25 protein-coding genes and 1 tRNA gene are annotated in these 26,677 nt (G+C 40.6%); 15 read left to right on the top strand and 11 right to left on the bottom strand.

Features of this window, described 5'->3' with window-relative positions; genetic code table 11:
- Positions 1 to 37: 37 nt before the first annotated feature.
- Positions 38 to 2,869: an excinuclease ABC subunit UvrA gene (gene uvrA / locus OD757_RS11950; RefSeq protein WP_263032010.1), complete on the bottom strand. Its 2,832-nt coding sequence runs from the start codon at positions 2,867 to 2,869 to the stop codon at positions 38 to 40.
- Positions 2,870 to 3,165: 296 nt separating this feature from the next.
- On the opposite strand from uvrA, the gene OD757_RS11945 reads away from it, so the two are divergent.
- The 4 genes from OD757_RS11945 (at position 3,166) to OD757_RS11930 (ending at position 5,565) form a co-directional block, all read left to right on the top strand.
- The gene (locus OD757_RS11945) at positions 3,166 to 3,768 is read left to right on the top strand and encodes a TetR/AcrR family transcriptional regulator (RefSeq protein ID WP_263032009.1); all 603 of its coding nucleotides are present in this window, start codon (positions 3,166 to 3,168) and stop codon (positions 3,766 to 3,768) included.
- Between the two features lie 6 nt (positions 3,769 to 3,774).
- Entirely contained in the window at positions 3,775 to 4,752 is a 978-nt protein-coding gene (locus OD757_RS11940; protein ID WP_263032008.1) for a zinc-binding dehydrogenase, read from the top strand.
- Between the two features lie 65 nt (positions 4,753 to 4,817).
- Complete coding sequence (locus OD757_RS11935; RefSeq protein WP_009391856.1) at positions 4,818 to 5,171, top strand: DUF1304 domain-containing protein; 354 nt, start codon at positions 4,818 to 4,820, stop codon at positions 5,169 to 5,171.
- Positions 5,172 to 5,223: 52 nt separating this feature from the next.
- On the top strand, positions 5,224 to 5,565 hold the full coding sequence (locus tag OD757_RS11930; protein WP_263032007.1) for a GlpM family protein: 342 nt from the start codon (positions 5,224 to 5,226) through the stop codon (positions 5,563 to 5,565).
- A gap of 50 nt (positions 5,566 to 5,615) precedes the next feature.
- Here the strand turns inward: OD757_RS11930 and tenA are convergent, their stop codons facing one another.
- On the bottom strand, positions 5,616 to 6,290 hold the full coding sequence (gene tenA, locus OD757_RS11925; protein ID WP_009391857.1) for a thiaminase II: 675 nt from the start codon (positions 6,288 to 6,290) through the stop codon (positions 5,616 to 5,618).
- A gap of 262 nt (positions 6,291 to 6,552) precedes the next feature.
- Between tenA and OD757_RS11920 the strand changes: the two genes are divergently transcribed.
- The 3 genes from OD757_RS11920 to ssb all read left to right on the top strand — a co-directional run bounded on the left by OD757_RS11920 (position 6,553) and on the right by ssb (position 9,795).
- A complete protein-coding gene (locus OD757_RS11920; protein ID WP_034678570.1) occupies positions 6,553 to 7,635 on the top strand; it encodes a DUF475 domain-containing protein in 1,083 nt (360 codons plus the stop codon).
- A 147-nt stretch (positions 7,636 to 7,782) separates the two neighbouring features.
- Positions 7,783 to 9,147, top strand: a complete 1,365-nt coding sequence (locus tag OD757_RS11915; protein ID WP_034678568.1) for an MFS transporter — start codon at positions 7,783 to 7,785, stop codon at positions 9,145 to 9,147.
- Between the two features lie 51 nt (positions 9,148 to 9,198).
- Positions 9,199 to 9,795, top strand: coding sequence for a single-stranded DNA-binding protein (ssb, locus tag OD757_RS11910; protein WP_263032006.1), 597 nt, complete (start codon positions 9,199 to 9,201; stop codon positions 9,793 to 9,795).
- A 40-nt stretch (positions 9,796 to 9,835) separates the two neighbouring features.
- Here the strand turns inward: ssb and OD757_RS11905 are convergent, their stop codons facing one another.
- Both OD757_RS11905 and OD757_RS11900 read right to left on the bottom strand, forming a co-directional pair.
- Positions 9,836 to 10,159 (bottom strand): AzlD domain-containing protein, encoded by a 324-nt coding sequence (locus OD757_RS11905; RefSeq protein ID WP_263032005.1) that lies wholly within the window; start codon positions 10,157 to 10,159, stop codon positions 9,836 to 9,838.
- Positions 10,156 to 10,851 carry an AzlC family ABC transporter permease gene (locus OD757_RS11900; RefSeq protein WP_263032004.1) on the bottom strand — a complete coding sequence of 232 codons (696 nt, stop codon included), beginning with the start codon at positions 10,849 to 10,851 and terminating at the stop codon, positions 10,156 to 10,158. The genes OD757_RS11905 and OD757_RS11900 overlap by 4 nt, the downstream gene beginning before the upstream one ends.
- Before the next feature lie 68 nt (positions 10,852 to 10,919).
- On the opposite strand from OD757_RS11900, the gene OD757_RS11895 reads away from it, so the two are divergent.
- On the top strand, positions 10,920 to 11,468 hold the full coding sequence (locus OD757_RS11895) for a helix-turn-helix domain-containing protein (protein WP_263032003.1): 549 nt from the start codon (positions 10,920 to 10,922) through the stop codon (positions 11,466 to 11,468).
- A 304-nt stretch (positions 11,469 to 11,772) separates the two neighbouring features.
- Positions 11,773 to 13,215: an amino acid permease gene (locus OD757_RS11890; RefSeq protein ID WP_263032002.1), complete on the top strand. Its 1,443-nt coding sequence runs from the start codon at positions 11,773 to 11,775 to the stop codon at positions 13,213 to 13,215.
- A gap of 64 nt (positions 13,216 to 13,279) precedes the next feature.
- Here the strand turns inward: OD757_RS11890 and OD757_RS11885 are convergent, their stop codons facing one another.
- Positions 13,280 to 14,779, bottom strand: coding sequence for a PLP-dependent aminotransferase family protein (locus OD757_RS11885; protein ID WP_263032001.1), 1,500 nt, complete (start codon positions 14,777 to 14,779; stop codon positions 13,280 to 13,282).
- Between the two features lie 155 nt (positions 14,780 to 14,934).
- Between OD757_RS11885 and gabT the strand changes: the two genes are divergently transcribed.
- Positions 14,935 to 16,227 carry a 4-aminobutyrate--2-oxoglutarate transaminase gene (gene gabT, locus OD757_RS11880; protein ID WP_263032000.1) on the top strand — a complete coding sequence of 431 codons (1,293 nt, stop codon included), beginning with the start codon at positions 14,935 to 14,937 and terminating at the stop codon, positions 16,225 to 16,227.
- Complete coding sequence (locus OD757_RS11875) at positions 16,224 to 17,672, top strand: NAD-dependent succinate-semialdehyde dehydrogenase (RefSeq protein ID WP_263031999.1); 1,449 nt, start codon at positions 16,224 to 16,226, stop codon at positions 17,670 to 17,672. The genes gabT and OD757_RS11875 overlap by 4 nt, the downstream gene beginning before the upstream one ends.
- A gap of 103 nt (positions 17,673 to 17,775) precedes the next feature.
- Here the strand turns inward: OD757_RS11875 and OD757_RS11870 are convergent, their stop codons facing one another.
- Together OD757_RS11870 and ycaC are read right to left on the bottom strand one after the other, a co-directional pair.
- Positions 17,776 to 18,750 (bottom strand): LysR substrate-binding domain-containing protein, encoded by a 975-nt coding sequence (locus OD757_RS11870; RefSeq protein ID WP_263031998.1) that lies wholly within the window; start codon positions 18,748 to 18,750, stop codon positions 17,776 to 17,778.
- 20 nt (positions 18,751 to 18,770) lie between these two features.
- Entirely contained in the window at positions 18,771 to 19,397 is a 627-nt protein-coding gene (ycaC, locus tag OD757_RS11865) for an isochorismate family cysteine hydrolase YcaC (RefSeq protein WP_002052204.1), read from the bottom strand.
- Positions 19,398 to 19,674: 277 nt separating this feature from the next.
- Between ycaC and OD757_RS11860 the strand changes: the two genes are divergently transcribed.
- From OD757_RS11860 to OD757_RS11845, 4 genes are all read left to right on the top strand, one after another.
- Complete coding sequence (locus OD757_RS11860) at positions 19,675 to 20,547, top strand: pirin family protein (RefSeq protein WP_262144425.1); 873 nt, start codon at positions 19,675 to 19,677, stop codon at positions 20,545 to 20,547.
- A gap of 440 nt (positions 20,548 to 20,987) precedes the next feature.
- Positions 20,988 to 22,286 carry an FAD-dependent oxidoreductase gene (locus OD757_RS11855; protein WP_263031997.1) on the top strand — a complete coding sequence of 433 codons (1,299 nt, stop codon included), beginning with the start codon at positions 20,988 to 20,990 and terminating at the stop codon, positions 22,284 to 22,286.
- A 4-nt stretch (positions 22,287 to 22,290) separates the two neighbouring features.
- Positions 22,291 to 23,118 (top strand): SAM-dependent methyltransferase, encoded by an 828-nt coding sequence (locus tag OD757_RS11850; protein WP_263031996.1) that lies wholly within the window; start codon positions 22,291 to 22,293, stop codon positions 23,116 to 23,118.
- Positions 23,119 to 23,126: 8 nt separating this feature from the next.
- On the top strand, positions 23,127 to 23,549 hold the full coding sequence (locus OD757_RS11845; protein ID WP_192836194.1) for a GFA family protein: 423 nt from the start codon (positions 23,127 to 23,129) through the stop codon (positions 23,547 to 23,549).
- Between the two features lie 547 nt (positions 23,550 to 24,096).
- On the opposite strand, the gene OD757_RS11840 is transcribed toward OD757_RS11845, so the two are convergent.
- From OD757_RS11840 to OD757_RS11825, 4 genes are all read right to left on the bottom strand, one after another.
- A complete protein-coding gene (locus OD757_RS11840) occupies positions 24,097 to 24,480 on the bottom strand; it encodes a hypothetical protein (protein WP_263031995.1) in 384 nt (127 codons plus the stop codon).
- A 310-nt stretch (positions 24,481 to 24,790) separates the two neighbouring features.
- A tRNA-Thr gene (locus tag OD757_RS11835) sits at positions 24,791 to 24,866 on the bottom strand.
- 111 nt (positions 24,867 to 24,977) lie between these two features.
- The gene (locus tag OD757_RS11830; protein ID WP_263031994.1) at positions 24,978 to 25,304 is read right to left on the bottom strand and encodes a gamma-glutamylcyclotransferase; all 327 of its coding nucleotides are present in this window, start codon (positions 25,302 to 25,304) and stop codon (positions 24,978 to 24,980) included.
- A gap of 23 nt (positions 25,305 to 25,327) precedes the next feature.
- Positions 25,328 to 26,572, bottom strand: a complete 1,245-nt coding sequence (locus OD757_RS11825) for an MFS transporter (protein WP_263031993.1) — start codon at positions 26,570 to 26,572, stop codon at positions 25,328 to 25,330.
- Positions 26,573 to 26,677: the final 105 nt, after the last annotated feature.

The raw sequence follows: 26,677 nt of genomic DNA, 5'->3' as shown, positions 1-26,677 counted from the left end.
AAGCCGGAAATGAGTTCCGGCTTTTTTATTCAATAAATTACTTCAACATCGGTTTTAAGAAGCGACCTGTATGGGAAATCTCAACCTCAGCCACTTGTTCAGGTGTACCTTCGGCAATGATCATCCCACCGCCTGAGCCACCTTCTGGACCTAAGTCCACAACCCAGTCTGCTGTTTTAATCACATCAAGGTTATGTTCAATCACCACAATGGTATTACCCTTGTTACGTAGCTCATGCAAAATGTCGAGTAACTTGGCAATATCATGGAAATGCAGGCCTGTTGTTGGCTCATCCAAGATATATAAAGTTTTACCCGTATCTCGTTTTGCTAATTCACGTGCAAGTTTTACACGCTGTGCTTCACCACCAGAGAGTGTAGTTGCAGCTTGACCTAAATGAATATAACCAAGGCCCACTTGCGTTAAGGTTTCTAAGCGGCGGTGAATGACAGGAATTGCACTAAAGAACTCAGCTGCATCTTCAACGGTCATTTCTAAAACGTCAGAAATGTTTTTGCCTTTATAGCCTACTTCAAGTGTTTCACGATTATAACGTTTGCCATGACAAGCATCGCAAGGCACATACATATCTGGCAAGAAGTGCATCGCAACTTTAATCATACCGTCGCCCTCACAGGCTTCACAGCGGCCACCTTTCACGTTAAACGAGAAACGACCTGCACTATAACCACGGGCTTTTGCTTCTGGTGTTTGAGCAAATAACTCACGGATTGGTGTAAATAGACCTGTGTAGGTTGCAGGGTTAGAGCGTGGTGTACGTCCAATCGGGCTTTGGTCAATATCAACGACTTTATCTAGATGTTGAAGACCATCAATCGAATCGAACTTTTCCGCGGTTAACGTCGTTGCACCGTTGAGCTGTGTAGCTGCTAATGGAAGCAAAGTACGGTTAATCAGTGTTGATTTTCCTGAACCAGAAACGCCAGTCACACAAGTCATAATGCCGAGCGGAATTTTTAAATCGACATTTTTAAGGTTATGACCACTTGCACCAGACAATTTGATGAATTCATCCGGACGTGGTGATTGAGTCCGTTGTTTTGGTATTGCAATTTTGCGTTTGCCTGAAAGGTATTGACCTGTGAGTGAGTCAGCATGGTTAGCCAATTCATCATAAGTTCCTTCGGCAATAATTACACCACCATGGATCCCAGCTCCTGGACCGATATCAATAATATGGTCGGCTGCACGAATCGCATCCTCATCGTGTTCAACCACTAATACTGTATTACCTAAATCACGTAAGCGAATCAGGGTTTGTAATAGACGATCATTATCACGTTGATGCAAGCCAATCGATGGTTCATCAAGTACATACATTACACCCATTAAACCTGCACCAATTTGTGAGGCCAAACGGATACGCTGTGCTTCACCACCCGATAACGTTTCGGCAGAACGAGCTAAACTTAAGTAATTAAGTCCCACACTCACCAAGAAATGTAAACGCTCACGAATCTCTTTAAAGATTTTATCGGCGATTTCACCTTTAGCGCCTTCAAGATTTAAATCTTGATAATAATTTTCGGCATCACCAATCGACATGCGAGTAATGTCAGCAATGGTTTTATCTTTAACGCGAACATGGCGTGAAATTTCATTTAGACGTGAGCCATCACATGCATCACACGCTGCATTCGAGAGATATTGAGCTAAATCATCTCGTACATAATTACTTTCAGTTTCACGGTAACGACGTTCAAGATGGGGCAAAATTCCTTCAAATGGTTGTACGCGTGTATGTTTACGGCCACGTTCATCGATATAACTTAAATCGACTTTTTCTTTGCCCGTACCTTGTAAGAATTTCTTTTGAGTATCTTTATCTAGCTGGTTCCAAGGCGTATCAAGTTTTAAACCAAAATGGTCAGCAACTTTTTGCAGCATCGAATAATAATATGGACGCTGGCGATCCCACCCACGGATCGCACCTTCACTAATCGCAAGGTCAGGATTAGGAATAAGCTTTTCAGAGCTAAAATGACTGCGTGTACCTAAACCATCACAAACAGGGCAGGCACCAAACGGGTTGTTAAATGAAAATAAACGTGGCTCAAGCTCTGCTACAGCACGGTCACATTCAGGGCATGAGTGTTTGGCAGAAAAAACGCGATCTGGGTGTTCGCCATTCATCCATGACAAAACCGCAATATCACCACCTAAACGTAATGCAGTTTCAAATGATTCGGCAATACGGTTACCTAAGTCTTCGCGTACTTTGAAACGGTCAACGACAACTTCGATAGTGTGCTTTTTCTTTTTGTCGAGTTCGGGTGGCGTATCAATATCAATGATTTCGCCATCTACACGAGCACGAACAAAACCTTGACCTTGCAGTTGTTCAAACAGATTGCTGTATTCACCTTTACGTTCGCGAACCACTGGGGCAAGCAACATGAGTGCTGTGCCTTCTTCAAGGGTTTTTACTGCATCAACCATTTCAGAAATAGTTTGCGCAACCATTGGCAAGTCGTGTTCAGGGCAGTAAGGTGTGCCGACACGTGCGTAAAGTAAACGCAAATAGTCATAAATTTCGGTAATAGTACCAACAGTTGAACGCGGGTTATGACTGGTAGATTTTTGCTCAATAGCAATTGCTGGTGATAAACCTTCAATCGAGTCGACTTCAGGCTTTTCCATTTGCGATAAAAACTGACGCGCATAGGCCGAAAGTGATTCGACGTAACGGCGTTGTCCTTCGGCATAAAGGGTATCGAAGGCAAGAGAAGATTTTCCTGAACCTGATAACCCCGTAATTACCACAAACTTATCGCGTGGAATATCGAGAGACACATTTTTTAAATTATGGGTACGTGCGCCTCGAATACGGATATGACTTTGGCTCATAAAACATCTCAATTGTGTATTGATGAAAATTTAGGTGTTGTTTGATCAGTCTCGTGCAGTGTGACTGGTTATAAACAACAGACCTTATATATGATAACGATTTAAAATTGTTCAAGTGGTACAAAATGATTTAAAGCGACAAATTGTGACGGTTAAACGACAATCGACAAAATTTGTTTAAATAATCAGGTTGTATTTTTAACATTCCTCTCTTTTGATTTCTACTTCTTAGCAAATTTTAATGAGCAACATAATTTTACTAGACGACTGGTCTAATAGTGGAGTATGGTGTCTGCATGAAACGATTAAATAAAAGCGAAACCACGCGACAACATATTTTGGATACCAGTTTTGAACTGGTATTACACAAAGGATTTGTCGGTGTCGGTTTGCAAGAAATTTTAAAGACTTGTGACGTACCCAAAGGTTCGTTCTATCACTATTTTGCTTCGAAAGAGGCGTTTGGTTGTGCATTGCTAGAGCAATACATGGCCAATTATAAAGTTCGTATGGAACAACTTTGGCAGCACAGTGAACAAAGCGCCCATGCGCGGCTAATGGCGTTGTGGCAGGCGTGGATTGATGATCCTGTATATGGCAGCTGGGCTGAAAACTGTCTGATTGTAAAGCTGGCAGCTGAGGTTTCCGATTTGTCGGAAGATATGCGTCAAATTCTCAATGATGGCGTGTACAAGTTAACGCAGCGTTTGGCTTTATTACTGAAGGAAGGCCAACAAGAAGGTTCAATTCCAAAACACGTTGAGCCTTTAAAAACTGCGCAAGTCATGTATCAGTTATGGTTAGGTGCTGCTTTACTCACAAAATTGTCGCAAGACAAAGCACATCTCCATCTAGCCCTAGAAACTACTCAACAACTCATAAAACCGATAGAGGAATAATAAAGCATGCGAAGTATTATCCATCGTAATTTTGGCGAACCTGTAGACGTTTTAGAGCAGGCGGATATGCCAAAGCCAGAACCGAAAGCAGGCGAAGTGCGTATTAAAACAATTATGTCTCCTATCCATAATCATGATGTATGGACAGTACGCGGAAGCTATGGTTACAAGCCAACTTTACCTGCGATTGGTGGTAGTGAAGCCGTTGGTATTGTTGATGCGCTGGGCGAAGGCGTTACTCATGTACAGGTAGGGCAGCGTATTGCAGTTGCAGCCGTTCATGGCAGTTGGGCTGAATACTTTATTGCACCAGCTCAAGGGATTATTCCACTTAATAATGAAATTGATGACGAAACAGCAGCACAGCTGATTGGTATGCCAATTAGTGCCTTGATGCTATTGGACTTCGTAAATGTTCAACCAGGTCAATGGCTCATTCAAAACACGGCAAATGGTGCAGTAGGTAAAACAGTTGCGATGATTGCGCAGGCACGTGGTTTACCAGTGATTAATCTGGTTCGTCGTACTGATGCAATCGCAGAAATGCAAGCATTAGATATTCAACATGTTGTTGCAACCGATCAGCCAAACTGGAAAGAGCAAGTTAAACAGATTCATGGTGACCAACCTCTCATTGCGGGTGTGGACTCGATTGGTGGAAGTGCAAGTGGTGAAATGCTGCACTTACTCAGTGAAAATAGCTTGCTCGTTTCGTTTGGCAGTATGACAGGTGAAACTATGCAGATTTCATCGGGTGATCTAATTTTCAAACAAGCGACAGTAAAAGGATTCTGGGCAAGTGTGGTTAATAAAGAAATGCCAGCTACTCGTAAAAAAGAACTGATCGTTGAGCTATTAACATTAGCGACTCAGAAAAAATTAATCTTGCCTGTAGAAGGTGTATTTAGTTTTGATGAGATTAAAACTGCCGCTCAAAGAGCAACACAAGGTGCTCGTCAAGGCAAAGTGTTGTTAAAGCCGTAAAATACTAAAAGATCAGTCGAGAGACTGATCTTTTTTCATATCTTTAAAATAAAAAGGAAAATTGTATGATTGGACAAATATTCATTGCGCTTATCGCAATATTACATGTCTACATTTTGGTGTTAGAGATGTTTTTGTGGGACAAGCCTTATGGCATGAAAGCCTTTGGAAATAATGCAGAAAAAGCAAAACTCACCAAAGTGATGGCACAAAACCAAGGTCTTTATAATGGTTTTTTAGCGGCGGGTCTATTTTGGTCTTTATTGGCAGATGCACCGTTTGCGACATCCATTGCCAATTTCTTTTTAGGCTGTGTGCTCATTGCGGGTATTTATGGCGGTCTGACTGCCAGTAAAAAGATTATTTATATTCAGGCAATTCCTGCATTAATTGCTTTGGTCGCTGTTAATTTTCTCTGAAAAGCGCACAATACAGCGTTTTGATATGGAAATGATCAGGTAGGATCAGCGCATGTGGGCGTTATTTTTAAAGTGTATGTTGGGGGCGGGGGTTGTCCTCATTATTTCGATTTTATCGAAAAGTAAGGCATTTTATATTGCAGGTTTAGTCCCACTTTTTCCTACCTTTGCTTTGATTGCTCATGTGATTGTTTTTCAGCAAAAAGGAGCCGAAGCATTACAAAAAACGGCTCTGTTTGGTCTATGGTCACTTATTCCCTATGCCATTTATTTAGTCGCTGTTTATGTGCTGGCAACACGCATGTCGATGTGGTCGTGTCTAGGATTGGCAACTCTATGTTGGGTAGTGGCTGCGGCAGGTTTAATTTATGGCTGGCAGTTGTTTCAAAGTTAAATTTAAGGCTGACCATTTAATTAAGTAAATGGTCAAAGCCTAACTTTAATTTAGATCTGATCTAAACCTAACCATTGTCTTTTGTGGTAGGCACTATCCCAAAATAACCACTCAAGTTTTGCACCCATGGTGTATGCGGCATGCATTTTCTCTAAAGTGTCGGCATCACAACGTGCTGCAACTTTATCGACTGTCGCAATCACATTACGAACGGCTATATGGAACTCTTCACCTGCATAGGTATCAATCCATGCTTGGTAAGGGTTATTCGGAATGGATTTGTCTACAATATCTTTACCGACTTCGGCATAAATCCAGAAGCAAGGTAACAATGCTGCAAGCACGACAGGATAGCTTTCAGACCAAGCAGTTGCTGTTAAAAATGAAGTGTAATGATGGCCTGCTAAAGTTAATGGTGTATTTTTAAATTCTTCTTTGGTCACACCAAAATTTTTCATGAAGTCATCATGCAAGCTGCGTTCAACTACAATTGCAATTTTGGCTGCATCTGAAAATTGCATGATATCGTCAGCTTCAAAAGCTTTCGCAGCTGCAACAGCAAGTACGCGACCATAAGCCACTAAATATTGAGCATCTTGAATGACATAATGACAAAAAGCTTCTTTATCTAAAGTACCGTTAGCAAGTTCCTGATTAAAAGGAAGATCAAGAATTTTTTGATATAAATTTAAATTACGTTGCCAGAGTTCTTGAGAAAAAAGCATAAAATCATTCCTTTTAAAATAAGACAGCTAAACCGGATTTTAAATCAATTTTAAAATACGAAAATAATAATGATAGATATATCGCAAGAAAATATTTAATACGATTAACAAGTTAATTAAGAATTGTAAATTTCTTTATTAAACAGTGAGATAAACTAAAGCTAATAACGGCACAAAACAACATCGTTTTGTGGTTAATTATCGATATAATAGCCGCGGTTTTAATAAAGATTAAATTTAGTTCTTGGTATAGGTCTGATCCATGAAGCATTTCCGATTTTCGATATTTTTTACGGTGGTGTGTTTAGCACTATCCGCGTATTGGGGTTTTACCCATGGACCTGAAGCTGGCGTGTCGACCATGCTTAAAGCTTTAACAATTACAGCCATTTTAGCTGTAATGGAGGTCTCTTTATCTTTTGACAATGCTGTCGTGAATGCATCGGTTCTACGTAATTGGGATCCGTTCTGGAAAATGATCTTTTTAACGGTTGGTATTTTAATCGCCGTTTTTGGTATGCGTCTGATTTTCCCTGTCGTGATTGTTGCTGTGACTGCTGATATGGGCGTTATTGAAGTGGCAAAATTGGCACTTAACGATCCGAAAACTTATTCTGAGCGCTTAATGGCACATCATGCTGAAATTTCGGCTTTTGGTGGAACATTCCTATTATTGGTTTTCTTAAACTTCTTCTTTGATGATGAAAAAGAAACCCATTGGTTTAGATGGCTTGAATCTAAACTTGCAAGTTTAGCTAGCGTACCAGCAATGTCTGTATTTCTTGCGTTGATTGCTTTAATTGTGATGGCTGGTTATGTCGATGACCACCAACGATTAGCAGTTACCATGGCTGGTATTTGGGGCATTGTGGTTTATATTGGCGTTGAAGTATTAAGTCATTTGTTAGGTGGTGAACCTGAAATTGATGAAAATGGTAATGCTGTATTACAAGATGGTTCGGGTGCTGCGTCTGGCGTAGTTAAAGCTGGTTTAGGTGGTTTCTTGTATCTTGAGGTGTTAGATGCATCATTCAGTTTTGATGGTGTAATCGGTGCTTTTGCAATTACTAGCGACGTTGTTGTGATTATGCTGGGTCTTGCAATCGGTGCTATTTTTGTCCGTTCAATGACAGTTTATCTTGTTGAAAAAGGCACGCTAGATGCTTATGTGTTCTTAGAACATGGTGCACATTATGCGATTGGTGCTTTAGCATTCATTATGATTGCAAGTGGTACAGGTGTACATGTACCTGAAGTGGTCACTGGTTTAATTGGTGTAGCGTTTATTGTGTGGGCTATTATTGCTTCAATTCAATATTCGAAGCGCGAGCAAGAGTCGCCTTAAGCTAATTTTCAGTAAAGCTCGATAGAATAAAGAGGCTGAATGCCTCTTTATTTTTTTAAGCTGAAATCGTTAATTTAAATAAGGTGTCCCGTATTTTTAGAAACGAATCGGCTTATAATTTGCCTAGTTTGATAAACGTGTATTGATATGATGAATGCTTTGGAACGTCGCTCAACTTTTGCCTTAAGTAGTATTTTTGCGCTACGCATGTTGGGTTTGTTCATGATTATTCCTGTCTTTTCTGTAGTCGGGCAGTCATATCAATATGCAACTCCAGCACTCATTGGTTTGGCTGTGGGTGTCTATGGTTTAAGTCAGGCTATTTTACAAATTCCATTTAGCTTACTGGCTGACCGTTTTAGTCGTAAACCTCTCGTGGTGCTTGGCTTATTGCTGTTTGCAATTGGCGGTGCAATTGCCGGTTTATCTGACACGATTTATGGCGTAATTATTGGCCGTGCCATCGCAGGCGCAGGTGCAGTTTCAGCAGTCGTGATGGCGCTTTTAGCCGATGTAACGCGTGAAGAGCAGCGTACTAAAGCCATGGCCGCGATGGGCATGAGTATTGGCCTATCTTTTGTGGTGGCGTTTAGTCTTGGGCCTTGGCTCACAAGTCTTGTCGGCATTTCTGGTTTGTTCTTTGTCACGACCATTATGGGTTTAATCGCGATTTTGATGTTATTGCTTGTACCTAAAGTAACTCGTCATCATCGTAATTATCAGCAAGGCTACATGGCGCAGCTTAAGCAAGTCATTCAAATGGGTGATTTAAACCGTTTACACGTTTCGGTTTTTGCACTGCATTTATTACTTACCGCCATGTTTATTTATGTGCCTTCACAGCTTATCGAGTTTGCACATATTCCTTTGGCGAGCCATGGTTTGGTATATCTGCCGTTATTAGTCATTAGCCTGTTTTTTGCATTTCCAAGCATTATCGTGGCTGAAAAATATCGCAAAATGCGAGGAATTTTCTTAACGGCAATTACAGGAATTATTGCAGGTTTACTGCTCCTCATATTTGGGTATCAATCAAAATATGTATTACTCGCAGGCCTCGGTATTTTCTTTATTGCCTTTAATGTGATGGAAGCCTTATTACCATCGTGGTTATCAAAATGTGCGCCAATTCAGTCAAAAGCAACTGCTATGGGCGTAAATGCCAGTAGTCAGTTCCTAGGTGCTTTTTTTGGTGGCACACTAGGTGGTCAATTATTGATGTTACATAATACTGCGATGGGATGGAGTGTCTTAACAGGGATTGCTATAATATGGTTGCTAATTAGTTTTGGTTTAGCTCAGCCGCGGTATTTGTCATCGATTGTGTTGCCATTGCCGCAAGTGCAACAGGTGAATGAGTGGACCACACAGCTATTGGCTATTCGTGGTATAGAAGAAGTTGTGGTGATGCCTGACCAGCAAGTTGCTTATATTAAAGTCGATAAACAGACTCTTGATGAGGCTGCGCGACGTGATTTAACGCAGTTGTTCGGTAAAGAGGTAGCCATTTAAGCATAACTCTTATAAAGTAAAACATAGAAATGTATAGGATGAAGACAGCTAATGCGTGGTGTAAATAAGGTTATTTTGGTTGGTACTTTGGGTCGTGATCCTGAAACAAAAACTTTTCCAAATGGGGGTTCGCTGACTCAATTTTCTATCGCGACAAGTGAAGCTTGGACCGATAAAACTTCAGGTGAGCGTAAAGAACAAACTGAATGGCACCGTATTGTTTTGCATAACCGTTTAGGGGAAATTGCTCAGCAGTTTTTACGTAAAGGTTCTAAGGTTTATATTGAAGGTTCATTACGTACGCGTCAGTGGACTGATCAAAATGGTCAAGAACGTTACACTACAGAAATCCGTGGCGACCAAATGCAAATGTTAGATGCTCGTCAACAAAGTGAACAAGGTTTCGCTGGCGGTAATGATTTTAATCAACCACGTTTTAATGCACCTCAACAAGGTGGCAATGGTTATCAAAATAATAACCAAGGTGGTGGTTATAACCAAAATAGTGGTGGCGGTTACGGCAGTAATCCAGCTGGTTTTGGTGGTAATGGCGGAAATAGTAACCCGCAATCTGGTGGTTTTGCTCCAAAAGCGCCACAACAGCCTGCGTCTGCGCCAGCAGATTTAGACGACGATTTACCGTTCTAATCAAAGTTTCAAAAAAGGCGAGTTTATCTCGCCTTTTTTATTACTCAATTCCAAGCAAACGTATCAGGGCCGTGCCCGCAGCAGCTAAGCAAATCACTAATAAAAGCGGTACTTTTTTCCAAACCAAGAAAAGCGCTAGCCCAACACCGAATATACGCGCAAACCCTGCGAAATCTTGGCCTTCAAAAAATGTAGTCGTGACTGCGATCGCACACAGCAAAACAGTTGCACCGTTTGAGAGTAAAACTTGGTATTTCTCAGAAAAAGTAAATTTGGCCCCTAAGTGAAAACCAGCAAAACGAATCCCATATGTTCCAAGTGCTAGCAAGGCTATGCCTAAAATAATAAGTAATTGTTGATTCATTTTTTTCTACCAAATATTAAGCCAAAAAGTGAAATCAGAATTGGAAGTCCTGAGGCCAAAAAAGGTGTAGTAATCAGTGCCAAAGTTGATCCGGCAAATGCAGCTTTTCGAGTAGATTTATTCTTTAAAGCATTAAAAGTAAGTGCAATTAAAATGGCAGGGAAAATGGCATCTAGACCAAATGTTTTTGGGTCTGGAATAGCGCTTCCAATAAAATAACCCGAAGTGACACCAAGTGGCCAAGTCAGCATGATGCCTATACCACACAACCAGTAAGCAGCTTTTTTAGTCTCAAAATCAGGCTGTGCCATGCCAAACAAAACGCTTTCATCGTTCATGATATGAGCACCGAAATATCGAGAGAATTTACCTCTGATTAATTCATTGACCGCAATACCAAAAGGCAAGTGCCTTAAATTGACGAGTAGTCCTGCAATCGCAGCAGCAATTGGGCTACCACCAACTGCCAAGAATCCAATAAAAATAAATTCAGCAGTTCCTGCCAGTACAAATACAGATAGGCAAAGCGGGATCCAGAGCGCTAAGCCATAACTTGCGGCAAGTGAACCTAAAGACATACCAACAACACTGGTCGCTAGACACACAAAAAAAATCGAGCGAGTGGTGTCTTTACTAAGTTTCTTAATGAGAGAGTATGTGTTCATAGCATGATATAACGAACGATTTTCCATTATAATGAATAAGTCTAATTGTTTTGTCAAAACGAACGATCGTTTTTTTTATAGAACGGATGTGGTGAATGTCTCAGCCAATTGAAATTATTGCTAAAGGTTTAAATCGTGAACGTCAAAGAGCAGGGCTTTCTTTGGCAGAGGTTGCCCGTCGTGCAGGCGTTGCAAAGTCTACACTTTCTCAACTAGAAGCAGGGCAAGGTAACCCAAGCATTGAAACCTTATGGGCACTTTGTGTTGCGCTGAATATTCCATTTGCACGTTTGATGGAAGAACCCAGCAATCAGGTACAAGTGATACGCTGTGGCGATGGGCCAACGGTGAGTTCTGAGATTGCCAATTACAAAGCAATTTTGTTAGCGACTTGTCCACCGCATGCGCGCCGTGATGTTTATTTATTGATTGTGGAACCAGGCGAAGACCGTCTTTCAGAACCTCATCCGGTTGGTTCTGTAGAACATATTGTTTTGGTTGAAGGTAAAGCTCTGGTTGGTTTAATTGATGAAGCTGTTGAGCTCGGTGTTGGTGACTATATTTGTTACCCTGCCGACCAGAAACATATCTTTAGAGCCTTGGAAACAGGTACAAAAGCGTTATTAATTTCTGAACAAAACTAAAGAATTTCAAACTGATTAAAATAAAAACTAAAAATCACTTACCGCATCTCATATAAAAAGGGCCAATTTTGCGTATAAATTTTGCAATTGGCTCTCTCTTTTATTACAAAAATGGCTCTCGTTTCTTGAGTGCCGAAACGACAAATTAAAGCCATTGGAAGTATGCATACGGAAGCGCCGGATAAGCTCAGTGATTTTTCTGTTTTAGGAATTGGGCAAAACGGCTAAATTTTTAGGGGATATTTTTTGGCTTCGGAGGTTTTCCGAGACTAGCCGATATCCTCCATATATTAAGGAAAATGATATGGCAGCTCATCAAAATGGTTCTGAAGCCAATCACTCCCAAAGTTTAAAACATGGACTCAAATCACGCCACTTGACGATGATCTCAATTGCAGGGGTTATTGGTGGTTCTCTATTCGTGGGCTCGGGCAGTATTATTTACAATACAGGGCCTGTAGTTTTTCTAACCTATGCTTTGGGCGGTCTACTCGTTTGGTTCATCATGCGTATGTTAGGCGAGATGGCCGTTTTAAACCCTGATAGTGGCTCTTTTTCAACATATGCCGACCGTGCAATTGGTCGTTGGGCCGGTTTTTCAATTGGTTGGCTATATTGGTGTACGCTCGCAATGCTCATGGGGTGGGAAGCCTATGTGGCAGGTAAAATTTTAAATAATTGGTTCCCCTTTATACCGATCTGGGCCTATATGGTTGTCGTGATTGGTGCATTGGTCGCAGTCAATTTACAAAACGTGAAGAACTATGGTGAGTTTGAGTTTTGGTTTGCGCTCATTAAAGTCATCGCGATTGTTATTTTCCTTGTGATTGGTAGTTTAGCCATCATGCATTTGTGGCCTTGGGGCAATCCGGCTGCTTCAGGTATGAGTAATCTAACCTCTCAAGGCTTTATGCCAAATGGAGGATCATCCGTTATTACTGCCTTACTGGGGGTCATGTTTGCCTATATTGGCGCTGAAATTGTGACTGTAGCGGCAGCAGAGTCGGCAAACCCATCTAAAGAAATTCGTAAAGCATCGAACTCAGTGGTTTGGCGAATTATTTTATTCTATGTGGGTTCAATGTTTGTCGCGGTATGTTTGATTCCTCACAACAATGAGCTTTTGAAAGATTCGACTTGGGGAACCTACAGCGTAACGTTAAGTGCACTTGGGATTCCAGGCGCTCGTCATATTGTGAACTTTGTAGTGTTAACTTCGGTATGTAGTTGCTTTAACTCAGCGCTTTACACGTGTTCACGGATGCTATTTTCGTTAGCTAAACGTGGCGATGCACCAAAAAGTTTTGGCTCTGTAAACAGTAAAAGCAGTCCGTGGGTTGGTGTGATTGTGTCATGCTTTTTCTCTGTGATTGCCGTGATTTTAACTGCAACCAAGAGTATGGATGTTTATGACTTTTTCATGCTAACGACGGGTGCAGCAACACTCTATGTATACCTGACCATTGCTTATTCTCAGCTTCGTATGCGTAAAAAACTAGAAGCTGAAGGCGTGAAAATTGACTTTAAAATGTGGATGTTCCCTTACTTAACCTATGTGGTAATTTTTGCAATTATTGGCGCCATTCTTACCATGCTGATTGAAGGTACTTATTTTAAAGAAGTGATTTACACTACAGCTCTGTTCGGCATTATTGTGTTCTTCGGATTGTTGTCTGAAAAACTGGGCTGGGGTAAAGATCGCAGAGCGGCCCATTTAACTCATACTCATGAAGAAAAGTTAGTTTAATATTTTTAGAATAAAAAAAGAGTCTCATTGTGAGGCTCTTTTTTTGATTAAGAACGACAAAAAATCAATTAAGCGTTTGTACGCCTGCTTCACGTAAGCACTGGAGTAAGACGCCAAAAGCCATCACCATGTCTTTTTCATTTACGCAGGCAAAGCCCATGAGCAGTCCGCGCTCTGCATGTGCATGTGATTGCATGTAGTACTGTGAAAGTGGACGAACTTTGACACCACGTTCAAGTGCGGTTGCTGCAATCGCAACATCGTCGCAAGAGTTTGGTAGTTTTAAAACCAGATGTAATCCTGCTGCTTCGTCATATTCATGAATAAATTCGGGCCCAAGATAGCGTTTAATCAGACTGACTAAGTAATCGCGTCTCTTACCATAAAGTAAACGCATACGACGAATATGCGCTTCGTAATGACCTTCACGAATAAACTCAGCTAGGGCTTTTTGTTCAAGTAAATGTCCACCGCGATAGAGTTCGGCCGAAACAATACGTAGGGGTGAAAAGAGCGGCTTAGGCACCACCAAATAACCAATTCTTAAAGATGGATAAATGGTTTTGCTAAACGTACCCATGTACAACACAGGTGCATCATTTTCTAGACCTTGTAAAGATGGATACGGCTGGCCCGAGAAACGGAACTCACTGTCGTAATCATCTTCTACAATCCAGCTATTGTGCTGGCGAGCAATCTCAATCAGTTTGCGTCGACGATCTAGGCTTAAATGCGAACCTAGTGGATATTGGTGTGATGGCGTGACAAAAATGAGTTTAGGCGGTTTAACCGGATTTTCTTCGGGGATAATGCCTTCGGCATCAACTGGCATGGGTTGAATATCTACGCCATTAATACGTAAAGTGTTGCGCATTCCCCAATAGCCTGGATCTTCAATCCAGACACGATCACCAATATCACTAAGCGCACGCGAAACTAAGTCAATCGCCTGGTGAATACCTTCGGTAATAATAATCTGGTCAGCATCACACTGAACTGATCGTGCAACACGTAAGTAGTCTGCCAACGCACTCCGGAGTTCAATACAGCCACCTGCATTGCTGTAAATAAGGCGGTTAATGTCGGGTTCGCGGCTTAAGCGTGCTTGAATACGACTAAAAATATGATGTGGAAACTCTGTTACATCGGGTGCTCCCGGTACAAAAGCTCCCCATTGATGTGGCGAGGCCGCGGCATAGCCTAACAAGTTTGAGCCACGATTTGAGAGCGCATAAGAGTTTTGAACTTTCGGACTTGAAACAGCTTTTTTCTTATTTTGTGTATTTAAAAAACTCTCTGGTAGTTTTTCGGCAACCCATGTGCCATGGCCTGTACGAGCCTCTAAATAGCCTTCAGCCTGTAGTTGTTCATAGGCAGTGAGCACCGTATTTCTTGAAACATGAATTTCACTGGCTAAGTCGCGTGATGCAGGTAGACGAGTCTTGGGCTGGATGACTCCATCAATAATGGCACCCCGCAGGCAACGAAAAAGGCGTTGATGTAGTTTCCCTTCAGTGTCCTGTTGGAGTCGTTGTAGCAAATGATCTCCAAGTAAACTACGCAATTGGCTCTCTCCTACAGTTAAAAAGTGGCTCTCGTCAGTTGCCATCAGACGAGCGAAATTACATGCATAGGCAGTCGTTGTAAAGCACCCTGAAAATTAAGCACAGGATGCAAAAACCAAAGCTGCAACTGATGATGAAAATATGAGGGAATCAAATGGATAATCAACATTCTGCACTTAACGCACGTAAACAGCAAGCAACTCCACGTGGTGTCGGCGTGATGTGTCAGTGGTATGCGGAAAAAGCTGAAAACGCGACGCTTTGGGACAAGGAAGGCAACCAATTTATCGACTTTGCTGGTGGTATTGCGGTTTTAAATACAGGCCATCGCCACCCTAAAGTCATTGCAGCGGTGACTGAGCAACTCACTAAATTTACTCATACTGCCTATCAAGTAACACCATACGAAAGCTATGTAGCTTTAGCCGAGCGTATTAATGAGCGCGCGCCAATTGCAGGTCCTGCGAAATCAGCTTTTTTCACAACAGGTGCAGAAGCAGTTGAAAATGCGGTGAAGATTGCTCGTTGTTATACGGGTCGTCACGGCATTATCACTTTTGGTAATGGTTTCCACGGCCGTTCATTTATGACCATGGCAATGACTGGTAAAACAGCGCCTTACAAACGTGATTTCGGTGTTATGCCAGCTGGTGTGTTCCACGCACGTTACCCTGTGCCTGCTAAAGGTATTTCAGTAGATGCGGCAATTGAAAGCGTTGAAGATATTTTCAGTGAAGATATTGCACCACATGATGTTGCAGCAATTGTGCTTGAGCCAGTACAAGGTGAGGGTGGCTTTCATGTTGTACCAGCTGAATTCTTAAAACGTTTACGTTCAATTTGTGACAAGCACGGTATTTTATTGGTTGCTGACGAAGTGCAATCTGGTTTTGCTCGTACTGGTAAATTGTTCGCAATGAACCATTTCGAGACTAAAGCAGACCTCATCACCATGGCGAAAAGCTTGGGCGGCGGCTTCCCAATTTCAGGTGTTGTTGGCCGTGCAGAAGTGATGGATGCACCAAACCCAGGTGGACTAGGTGGTACTTACGCAGGTAGCCCAATTGCGGTTGCTGCTGCACACGCTGTTATTGATGCGATTGAAGAAGAAAACTTATGCGACCGTGCAAATGAATTAGGTGCAGAGTTGGTTGCTAGCCTTAAAGATATTCAACAAGCAACAGGCGATGTGGTTACTGATATTCGTGCATTAGGTTCAATGGTTGCAGTAGAGCTTGAAACGGCTGAACAAGCAAAAGTTGTACAAAACTATGCAATGGAAAACGGGTTGTTACTTCTTACTTGTGGTAAATACGGTAATGTAATTCGTTTCTTATATCCATTAACCATTCCTGCTGAGCAATTCCGTCAAGGTCTTGATATCTTGAAACAAGGTTTTGCGACACTCAAAGCAGGTAGTGCAAAAGCAATGGAGCAATCTGCATGATTCAAAATAATTTGCAGTATTTATTAAAACATCCTGATATTTCATTAGAAGCACCTGCATCAAATGATTATATCGAAGTTAATGATGCTGCTACAGGTGAAACTTTGGCATGGGTAAAAACCTATGACCGTGCAGGGGTTGAAGCCGCAATTCATCGTTCAGCAAAAGCGCAAGCTGCTTGGAAAAAGCAAACTGCCTTGGCGCGTGCTGATGTGTTATTGGCATGGTACAACCTCATGCTTGAGCACAAAGAAAATCTGGCTCAAATCTTAACAGCTGAGCAAGGTAAGCCATTAGCAGAAGCACGTGGTGAAATTGGTTATGCAGCATCATTTATTCGCTGGTTTGCCGAGCAAGCCCGCCGTGTTGATGGTGAAGTCTTAACACCTACTTTGCCAAATCAACGTTTGCTCGTGATTAAACAAGCGATTGGCGTTACTGCTGCAATTACGCCGTGGAACTTCCCAGCTGCCATGATTACGCGTAAAGCAGGTCCAGCAATTGCTGCGGGTTGTTCAATGTTGGTTAAACCAGCAGAACAAACACCGTTAACAGCTTATGCACTTGAAGTATTGGCGTTACAGGCAGGTTTACCAGCGGATGTTTTAATTAATATTAGTGGTGATGCGGTTGAAGTTGGTAAAACCCTATGCGAAAGCGATATTGTTCGTAAGCTCAGCTTCACAGGTTCAACTCAAGTTGGCCGTATCTTGATGCAACAATGTGCGCCAACCATTAAAAAGCTTTCACTTGAACTCGGTGGTAATGCACCAGTTGTGGTATTTGACGATGCTAACCTTGAACAAGCAGTTCAGGGCATTATGGCAAGTAAATATCGCAACAGCGGTCAGACTTGTGTTTGCGCTAACCGTATTTATGTTCAAGATGGTATTTACGATGCATTGGCAGAGCGTCTGGTTGAAGCTGTGTCTAAGCTTAAAGTGGGTGACGGACGTCAAGAAGGTTCAACTCAAGGGCCTTTAATTGATGAAGATGCGATTGCAAAAGTTCAGTCTCATATTGCAGATGCAACCGAGAAAGGCGCAACAGTTCGTATTGGTGGTCAACGCTCGGCACTTGGCGGAACATTCTTTGAACCGACTGTGCTAACAGGCGTAACGCAAGACATGAAAGTGTCTAAAGAAGAAACTTTTGGTCCACTTGCACCACTGTTCCGCTTTAAAACTGAAGATGAAGCAGTGGCAATGGCGAACGATACTGAGTTCGGTTTAGCTGCTTATTTATTTACTCAAAGCACAGCTCGTCAATGGCGAGTGGGTGAAGCACTTGAGTACGGTATGGTCGGCATTAACACAGGCGCGATTTCAAATGAAGTTGCTCCGTTTGGTGGCGTAAAACAGTCAGGTCTAGGTCGTGAAGGTTCAAAATTCGGCATCGAAGAATATGTCGAAATGAAATACCTCTGCGTAGACTTATCTGAGTAAGGAACAAAGCGAGTTCATTTTGTTCTTAACGAAAACATGCAGTTATGCTGTATGTGATGTTTCACAAAAACCGGTCATGCCCATTCATGACCGGTTTTTTATTTTAAGGCGATAGATAGCCATCATGACTTTCGGGCAAACGCCTTAACTCATTAATCAGTGTTTCAATAAGTTTTTCGACTACAAGACGTTGGCCTTTTCTCGAAACATACACCAATTGCAACGTACCAATATTTGACTTCCAGTCAGGAAGAATGTGCACAAGTGTGCCTTTACGAATTTCCGATTCAACAGTTAAAAAGGGAAGGTCGGCAATGCCTAAGCCATCCATCACTGCATAGTAGACCCCTGCTAAGTCATTACTTTTGATTCGTGGTTGATAAGGCACATCAACCGATTCACCGTTTCGAATATTACATAAATGCCAAATAGGATTTTGCTTTTGCGTGCCTAAGCTAATACTTGGAAAGTCCTGTAATTCGGAAAAATGCTCAATAGTGCGACCTTGCAGTAATTCAGGTGAAGCCACCAGACAGTGGTCTGTTTTAATCACATCACGAACAATTAAATTCGAATCTTCATTCGGTTCGAAATTGGTCCGAATCGCGAGGTCGATGTCATCATGCAAAATATCTACCCGTCGGCTTGTCAGCTCGAGTGCAATCTCAACTTTAGGGTAGGTTTTTAAAAACTGATTTAAAATTTTTCTAATTTGAAAATGCATCATAAGCGGTGGACAGCTTACTTTCACTAACCCTTGAGGTTCACTTTTTTGCTTTAACAAAACGTTTTCTGCACATTCAACTTGAGCAATGACTTTGCAGCATTCTTCATAGAACTCTTGGCCTAAATCGGTCACTTTAAAATGTCGGGTTGTTCTTTGAATGAGGCTAACGTTAAATTTATTTTCAAGGTCAATAATGCGTCGGCTGAGCTTAGATTTACTAATATTTTCAGCTTCACTAGCCGCACTAAAGCCGCCGTGTTTTACGACTAAATAGAAATAATAAAAATCATCAAAAGAGCTTATCAATGTCAGATCAATCCATTTAAATTTAAGATTAGAGCGCTTTGGCACTCTAATCTTAACAATAGAAATTATTTTTGCGATGTATTAAAACTATAGCTGGTCATCAGGTTGCGGTAATCAGGAATATGATTTGAGAATAATGCGCCAAGGCCTTCTACATCATTACGCCAGTCGCGGTGTAACTCACAAGCCATACCAAACCAAGTCATCAGCTGAGCACCTGCTTTTGACATACGGTCCCACGCAGCATCACGCGTTAATTCATTGAAAGTACCAGAAGCATCAGTAATCACAAACACTTCAAAGCCTTCAGCGAGGGCAGATAAAGCTGGGAATGCTACACAAACTTCAGTTACCACACCTGCAATAATCAGTTGTTTTTTACCTGTCGCTTTTACAGCTTTTACGAAATCTTCATTGTCCCATGCATTGATTTGACCAGGACGTGGAATAAATGGCGCATCTGGGAAAAGTTCTTTTAATTCTGGAACTAAAGGACCATTTGGACCGTTTTCAAAACTTGTCGTAAGAATAGTCGGTAAATTGAAATATTTGGCAGCATCAGCAAGTGCTAATACATTGTTTTTAAATTTATCTGGGTCGATATCTCGAACTAAAGAAAGTAAACCTGCTTGGTGGTCAACTAAAAGAACCGCAGCATTATCCTTGTCTAAACGCACGTAATCTTGAGCCATTTTTTATTTCCTCATGTTATCAAAATAAATAATCAAAAATTATTGAGTAGGTCGTTATTGCCTAAAATTATGCTAATTGAGTTTTATGTCGTGATTAAGTCTAAAAAATAGGATTAAGAATTTTAAAAATAGGACGATCTTTCAGACAACACATCAAATTCTAAGATTGTCTCATAGATGAAATAATGTGTTGCTAATCCTGATCTATAAACTGCAATTATTGAGGCGTAAAATCAATCTCAGTTCAAGAAAATCCTACATATATAGGAGAGATCAGATGAAGAAATTTCTTGGTGCATATCAAAATAACCAGATGCATTGGGTGGGTGATGGTTTCCCTGTATATAACCTGTTCTCTTATGACCGTTTAGGCCAAACCCTAAGCCCATTTTTGCTACTGGATTATGCAGCGCCTTATACCTTCTCGCCAACAACCGAGCAGCAAGGTGTAGGCTCACATCCACACCGTGGCTTTGAAACGGTGACAATCGCCTACCAAGGTGAAGTAACTCATAAAGACTCAAGCGGTGGCGGCGGAACCATTAAAACTGGTGATGTGCAATGGATGACTGCGGGCGCGGGTGTGTTACATGAAGAGTTCCATTCGCCTGAATTTGCAGAGCATGGTGGTCTTTTTGAAATGGTGCAATTGTGGGTAAATTTACCCGCTCATTCAAAAATGACGCCTGGAAAATACCAAGCGATTGAAGCGAAAGATATTCCAGACATTGCATTAGACGAGCATGGTAGTCATTTGCGCGTTATTGCAGGTGAATATGCAGAAGCACAAGGTGCAGCAACGACATTTAGTCCATTAAATGTATGGGATGGCAAATTGGTTAAAGGCCAAAAACATACCCTTTATGTACCTGAAGGTCACACCACGCTTGTTGTGGTATTAGATGGTGCAGTTGTGGTTAATGACTCAAACCGTCTTGAAGGTAAAACCGTTGCGATTTTGTCTCGTGAGGGTGTTGAGTTTAGTTTAAATGCCGAAGAAGACACTAAATTCTTGGTGTTAACTGGTCAACCGCTTAATGAGCCAATTGAAGGTTATGGTCCATTCGTGATGAATACCAAAACTGAAATTATGGAAGCGATTAATGATTTTAATCGTGGAAAATTCGGTTCGATCATGCAAGAAGGATAAATTGCTGAATAGCATTTAATTAACCTCCTAAAGCAAAGTAATAAAAAGCCCGCTATCAAGTGTGAATAGCGGGCTTTTTCGCTGTAAAGGTTCTGTTTTTATAATGGCTCTCATTGTTGTTTCGGCATTGTTTTGTGTGATTTGGTTCTCATTATTGTGGTTCCATAATATCTCAAAAAAAGATAGTTGTAAAACAAATGATATAAATGCAGTTAAATTATCTCATTTTATTTAAAAGATTTTTTTTAAATTTATAAAAAATATAAGTTTTTATATGGTTGTCTATTTTTGTAAAAAAATATAAAAAAACAGCCTATGGGGCAGTTAAATATTTTCAATATAAATTGATGCAAAAAATAAAAATCTGGTAGTTTTTAATACGGTGTTTTTTTAGGGTATGAGTGATAATCAAAAAAATTCTCGAAAAATGGGACATCATTTTGAATATCGCAATTATTGGCAGTGGAATGGCAGGTCTTGCGGCAGCAAGAATTCTGAAAGATGCAGGACATACGATCACGATATTTGAAGCACTTCCTGGCCGAGGAATGGATAGCCATAGTATTGAGTTCGACGGTGGAATTATTGATGCGCCATTGCGTGTGATGAATCCACATTTGTGGAAAAATACACTCAGCCTTGCTGCTCATTTAGGTATTAAAACCTTTCCGGTTCGTACTTATATGTCATGTAGCTGGTTATTTGAAGACCGTACTGAAACATGGTTAACCACATCTCGTAGCCGTATTGGTAATTTCCCGATTATCAATAACCGTAAAGGCATTCAGCAATATGGCTGGCGTCTTGTAAAAGGGATGTTGCAATTAAAAACTGCAATCCACCAGTTTTTCAAATCTAAAAATCAAGACATTACTCTCGCTGAATTTATTAATCAGAACGATATAGAAGAAGTATTCTGGCATGGTGTAGTAATGCCAGTGCTATATACCATTTGTACGTGTAACCCAAAAACAATTGGCGAGTGGCCTGCAAAAAATCTACTTGAGTTTTTACGTCACTTAACTGATGGCGATATGCTATTACGTATGAAAGGCGGTACACCTGCATTTGTAGACAGCTTAATTAAAGATATCGACATCCATAGCGGGTCAGCGATTAAAAAAGTTAAATTACAAGGCGAAAAGGTACTGGTTGAAAACAGCCAAGGTGAACAGAACTTATTTGATCGAGTGATTGTTGCAACACCAACCTCTAAGATTGATGAGTTTTTAAACCCTGAACAATTTGCTGAAGATATGAATCTGCTTAAGCAATTCCGTTTTGAGCAAGGTGATCTTGTTATTCATACAGATGCAACAGTCATGCCGCCACGTCGTAAAGACTGGTCAGTGTTGAGCTATATGATGGATCGTAAGTTCACGCGTCAACAATTTACAGTATGGATGAATGCGGTTGAACCTACGCTTGTGGGTAAAAATCCAGTATTCCAGACTTGGCGTCCAGTCACTGATATTGACCCTAAAAAAATCATTTCAAAAGTGACATTAACGCGTGCAGTCGTTGACTCACAAACAGTTGCTCTCAATAAAGAATTGCAACAACGCCATTTAGATTTAAACCGTAAAGTATTTTACTGCGGTTCATGGTCATGCGATGGCTTACCAATTTTAGAGTCAGCAGTCACTTCTGCGATGCATATCGCTGAAATATTAGGTGCGCCTTTACCATTTGTAGGTTTAAAACCTAAGGTTGAAGTTGCCCCAGAACTCGGCTATTAAAATTGTGAAAACAAAAGTTCGAGCAGCTCTCTCTCGACTTATTCCTCATAAATATGCAATTGATGCATCAAGCTTGGGGGATGATGAAGAGCTTGCTTGGACAAATTTGGGTTTTTGGCAAAATACCCAAAATTACCGTGAAGCTTGTTGCCAACTGGCTGACCATTTGGCACAAGCTGTCAATTTAAATTCAAAAGATCATCTCTTGGATTTAGGCTGCGGACAGGGCGCAAGTTTATTGCATTGGTTACAGCACTATCAGCCTAAAAGCCTCAGTGCAGTTGAATTACAAGCCCAATGTGTTAATAAAATTCAAAAATTTATCCCAGAAATCAATCAAGTTTTCTGCGGTTCATTTTTAAATTTAAAACAATTTGAATTTAAACAATACTTCGATGTCGTGCTGTGTATCGATGCCGCTTATCACAGCCATTTAAATTCATTTCTAGATTCAGTTACGCCAGTTTTAAATTCAAAAGGTCGATTAGGTTTTCATTACCTCATGCGTGCCGACTCATGTCAAAACATGACCATCTTGCAAGAACAAAAGCATCGTTATTTACTCAAAGCAGCGGATGTCGCTTGGGATGTTGTGCCCAATGAAAAAATATTAAGAACGACTTTGGAACAACAGGGTTTTATAGATATTCAAATTGAAGATTTATCTGAGCAAGTGTTACTCGGTTTTTCGCAATATATTCAAAAGCAACAAGGACAAAAGCAAAACCGAGGATTGGCAAATTTTAAAATTCAAATGACTGCCAAGTTATGCCAACAACTCTACCAAAATGGATATGTACGTTATATTCAAATCACAGCAATAAAAAAATAGGATGAACCATGTCAGCCAAATATCAAGGATCGTGTTTATGTGGAGCTGTGAGCTACCAAAGTGAAGCAGAACCACGTTACAGCTTTAATTGCCACTGTCGAGATTGTCAGAAGGCAACAGGTTCGGCATATGCACCAATTGCTTTTTTTCACCAATCTGAATTGAAAGTAAGTGGTGAACTTAAATATTTTGAGACTTTAGGATCTTCTGGCCGACCTATCAAAAGAGCGTTTTGCCCGACGTGTGGTTCTCAGCTTTTTGGCTTACCTGAAATTGCGCCTGAAATGATTTCAATACGTGCAGGTACTTTGGATGACCCGAGTCTCTATCAGCCTAGAGCAGAGGTGTTTGTGAGCCAAGCCTATGCATGGGATACGCTCAACCCAAACCTTAGACATTTTGAAAAAATGATAGAGAAGAGCAAGAAATAAGGCTTAATTAAAGAAGCCAAATATTGCCAAAGTACAGATTAAAGTAAGACTGCCAAAGGCTAAAAATAATATAGTTTTTCTAAATTTTAGCTGAGGCATTTTACTTACAACAATAATTAGGCATGCCAGTATGATCACTAAGGGCTGGAAAATATTTGATGGCAAAGTAAACATCTCGTTCCTTGTTATTTTTAAATATATTTTAGAAATAAAGTAATAAATTCATTATAGCGTGTTCTTCTTATTTAATTGATGAATTGAACTTCTTCATGAATTCATATTTTCGTTTTTTATTTTCAGATATAGGCAAATCAAGTCTTAAATTTGAAAGCACTATGTACGCTTTTTCTTACATATATTCAGGGAAATGACTTCTTTTTATGACCTCACGAATTGCCTATGATGAACTCATCAGGAACAGGAAGTTCCGAAACGTAAAACAACAATAATAAGTTTAAGCATCAGGACGTGAGGTATTACAGGAAGTGTACCTAGTAACGAAATACGAAAAAAGCCCAACAGGATGTTGGGCTTTTTTCATTTTCTATTAACGAATTTCTTTTCCACCTAAGGCAGCACAATCAACTGGCGTATTCCATTTTACGGCTGTTCCTGTGAGTACTGGGCGAACAATACGCCACGGCCAGAAACCAAATCTTTGGCTTTGATGGTAATTAATCACCACATCTGCACCGTATTTACGAGCAACAATTGCCAATTTAGGTTTTACTTCTTCAAAACCACCATAGGTTCCTTTCGCGGCTTTAATACGTTTAATAGATTTATAGTGCTCTGCTGAAGGAGTACCCTCAATTAAGCAAATTGGTGGGTTTGCATTAGTTTGCATCTGAGGTTGAGATGTAGTGTCTTGAGCATATGTTGTTAAAGGCAATGTTAGAAATAAAGCAGGTAAAATAAAACGAAGTTTCATATTTTTCCTTGTTGGTATCTTAATGAATTAAAGTTTATAAAATAGGTCTTATTCATATGACCTTATTTGGTGGCGCATTATAATCGTATCTTTTTAATATTTCTTATTTTAATCTTATATTTTTTAATAAATTAGCAGCATCATATTTAGTTTTTAAAATAATAAATTTGCTTTAGAAAATTATTTTTAAGTTTATATTTATAATAAATTTTGAGGTAAGTATATTCCTACAAAATATGATGAATATACTATGCCTAAAATTATAGACAACAAAAAACCCCATAAATAAAGTATTCATGAGGTTTAATGATGGTGCCGGCACACGGATTCGAACTGTGGACCTACTGATTACAAGTCAGTTGCTCTACCAACTGAGCTATGCCGGCAACGTGGAGTGAATTTTACAGTTTCTTAAAAAAATTACAAGCCAAAAAATGATCACTTAAATTTTTTCTATCAATTTTTAAATGCTCGTGTGGTTAAGCTCTAGAAATAATTTAAGACTTCAACACATAAATAAAAGAATCAACACGTTCGCCACTATTTAAAGTGACCTGTACAGGTACTCTTTCGTATTGTTCGCCTTCAAAGTCATCTAGTAATTTCCAGTTTGCATTTAAATGCTCTGAGCTAAAAACAAAACCTTGAACTTGATTGGCACTATTGTCGAGCACGATTCCCGGATAGCCTAAATCCGCGCCCCAACCTTCATTACGCAAGGTTCCATTTACCCAACCTTCTGCCCATTGTCCGCCAATATTTTCAAGTATATGTGCATTAGGACGACCTGGGCCTAAAGTGCCATAAACAAATAAACGCGACATGTGATTTTCCTTTAATTTAAAAATTAATGAGCTTTTGCGTGTGATGTATAAATTACTAAAAATATTCCAAGTAACGACAGTACAACGGTTAGGCCTACAATTGCACTCCATCCACCGTGTAACCAGAACCATCCACCTGCTGAGCCAACAATACTCGAACCCATATAGTAAAAAAGTAAGTAGAGCGAACTGGCATGGGCTTTAGCTTGTTTGCTTTCGGCGCCCACGGAACTACTGGTGAGAGAATGGGTAATAAAGAACCCTGTGGTAATAAATGCAATACCAATAATAATGCCGAACAAAGAGGTGAGCAGTGTCATAAGGCTACCCACAATCATTAAGGCAAAGCCACTCATCATCATGGTTTTTTTGCCGAAGCGATCAGCTAAGCTGCCTGCTAACGATGAAGACACCATACCGAAGCTATACGACAAGAAAATAAGGCTAATTTGAGTCTGACTCAGTGAATAAGGTGCTCCGCTTAAACGGAAAGTGGCGTAGTTAAACAAGGTAACAAACACACTCGTGAGCAAGAAACCAATGGCAAATAGGCGTAGTAATTTGAAATTACTTAAATGGGCCCGCCACATTTGCAGGTGAAAATCTAAATTCAAACCTTTTTTCTGGACGAAATTACGCGAAGCAGGAAGTAAATTTAAAAAGGCAATTGAGCAAATAAAACAGATTGCTCCAAGTAAGCCTAAGGCTGTGCGCCATGAAAAATATTCAATCAAAATGCCCATGCCGACGCGGCCCATCATTCCACCAAAAGCCGTACCTGCAATATATAAGCCCATGGTTTTACCCAAGTGTTCAGGTGCGATTTCTTCGGCAATCCAAGCCATAGTTACGGCTGGTACACCGCCAAGCAATAGACCTTCTAATGCTCGTGCTATGAGTAAGCTGTGCCAGTTAGGTGTAAACATAGCCACAATATTAAGAATAGCTGCACACAGCATTGAGCTGAAGATCACGCCACGACGACCAATTGCCTGTGAAAAAGCACTAGATAACACAATTGAAATCGCTAAAAAGGCAGTGGTTAAAGACAGGGCAAGAGAGCTGCTCGCAGGGCTAATTTGGAAGCTTTGGCTAAAAGCTGGCAGGAGCGGTTGTACGCAATAAATCAGAGAGAAACTGGCAAAACCTACGAGGAATAAAGCAAATCCTGCGTGCTTATAGGCTTTGGTCCCTTTGTGAATCCATTCGCGGGAAAGAACAGAAGTTGCCTCAGTGCTTAAGGTACTGGGTGTAGATGAAGAGTTCATATCATGACCATGACAGATAGAAATAGCAGTGCTTGTGAGGCATGCTGCATCGAGAAAATTCGATAAATTAAAATTAGCAATTTAGATGGTATTTTTCTAATATAT

This window comes from Acinetobacter sp. AYS6 (assembly GCF_025630795.1).
GTDB lineage: Bacteria > Pseudomonadota > Gammaproteobacteria > Pseudomonadales > Moraxellaceae > Acinetobacter.
This window is presented reverse-complemented; position numbering and strand designations above follow the sequence as displayed.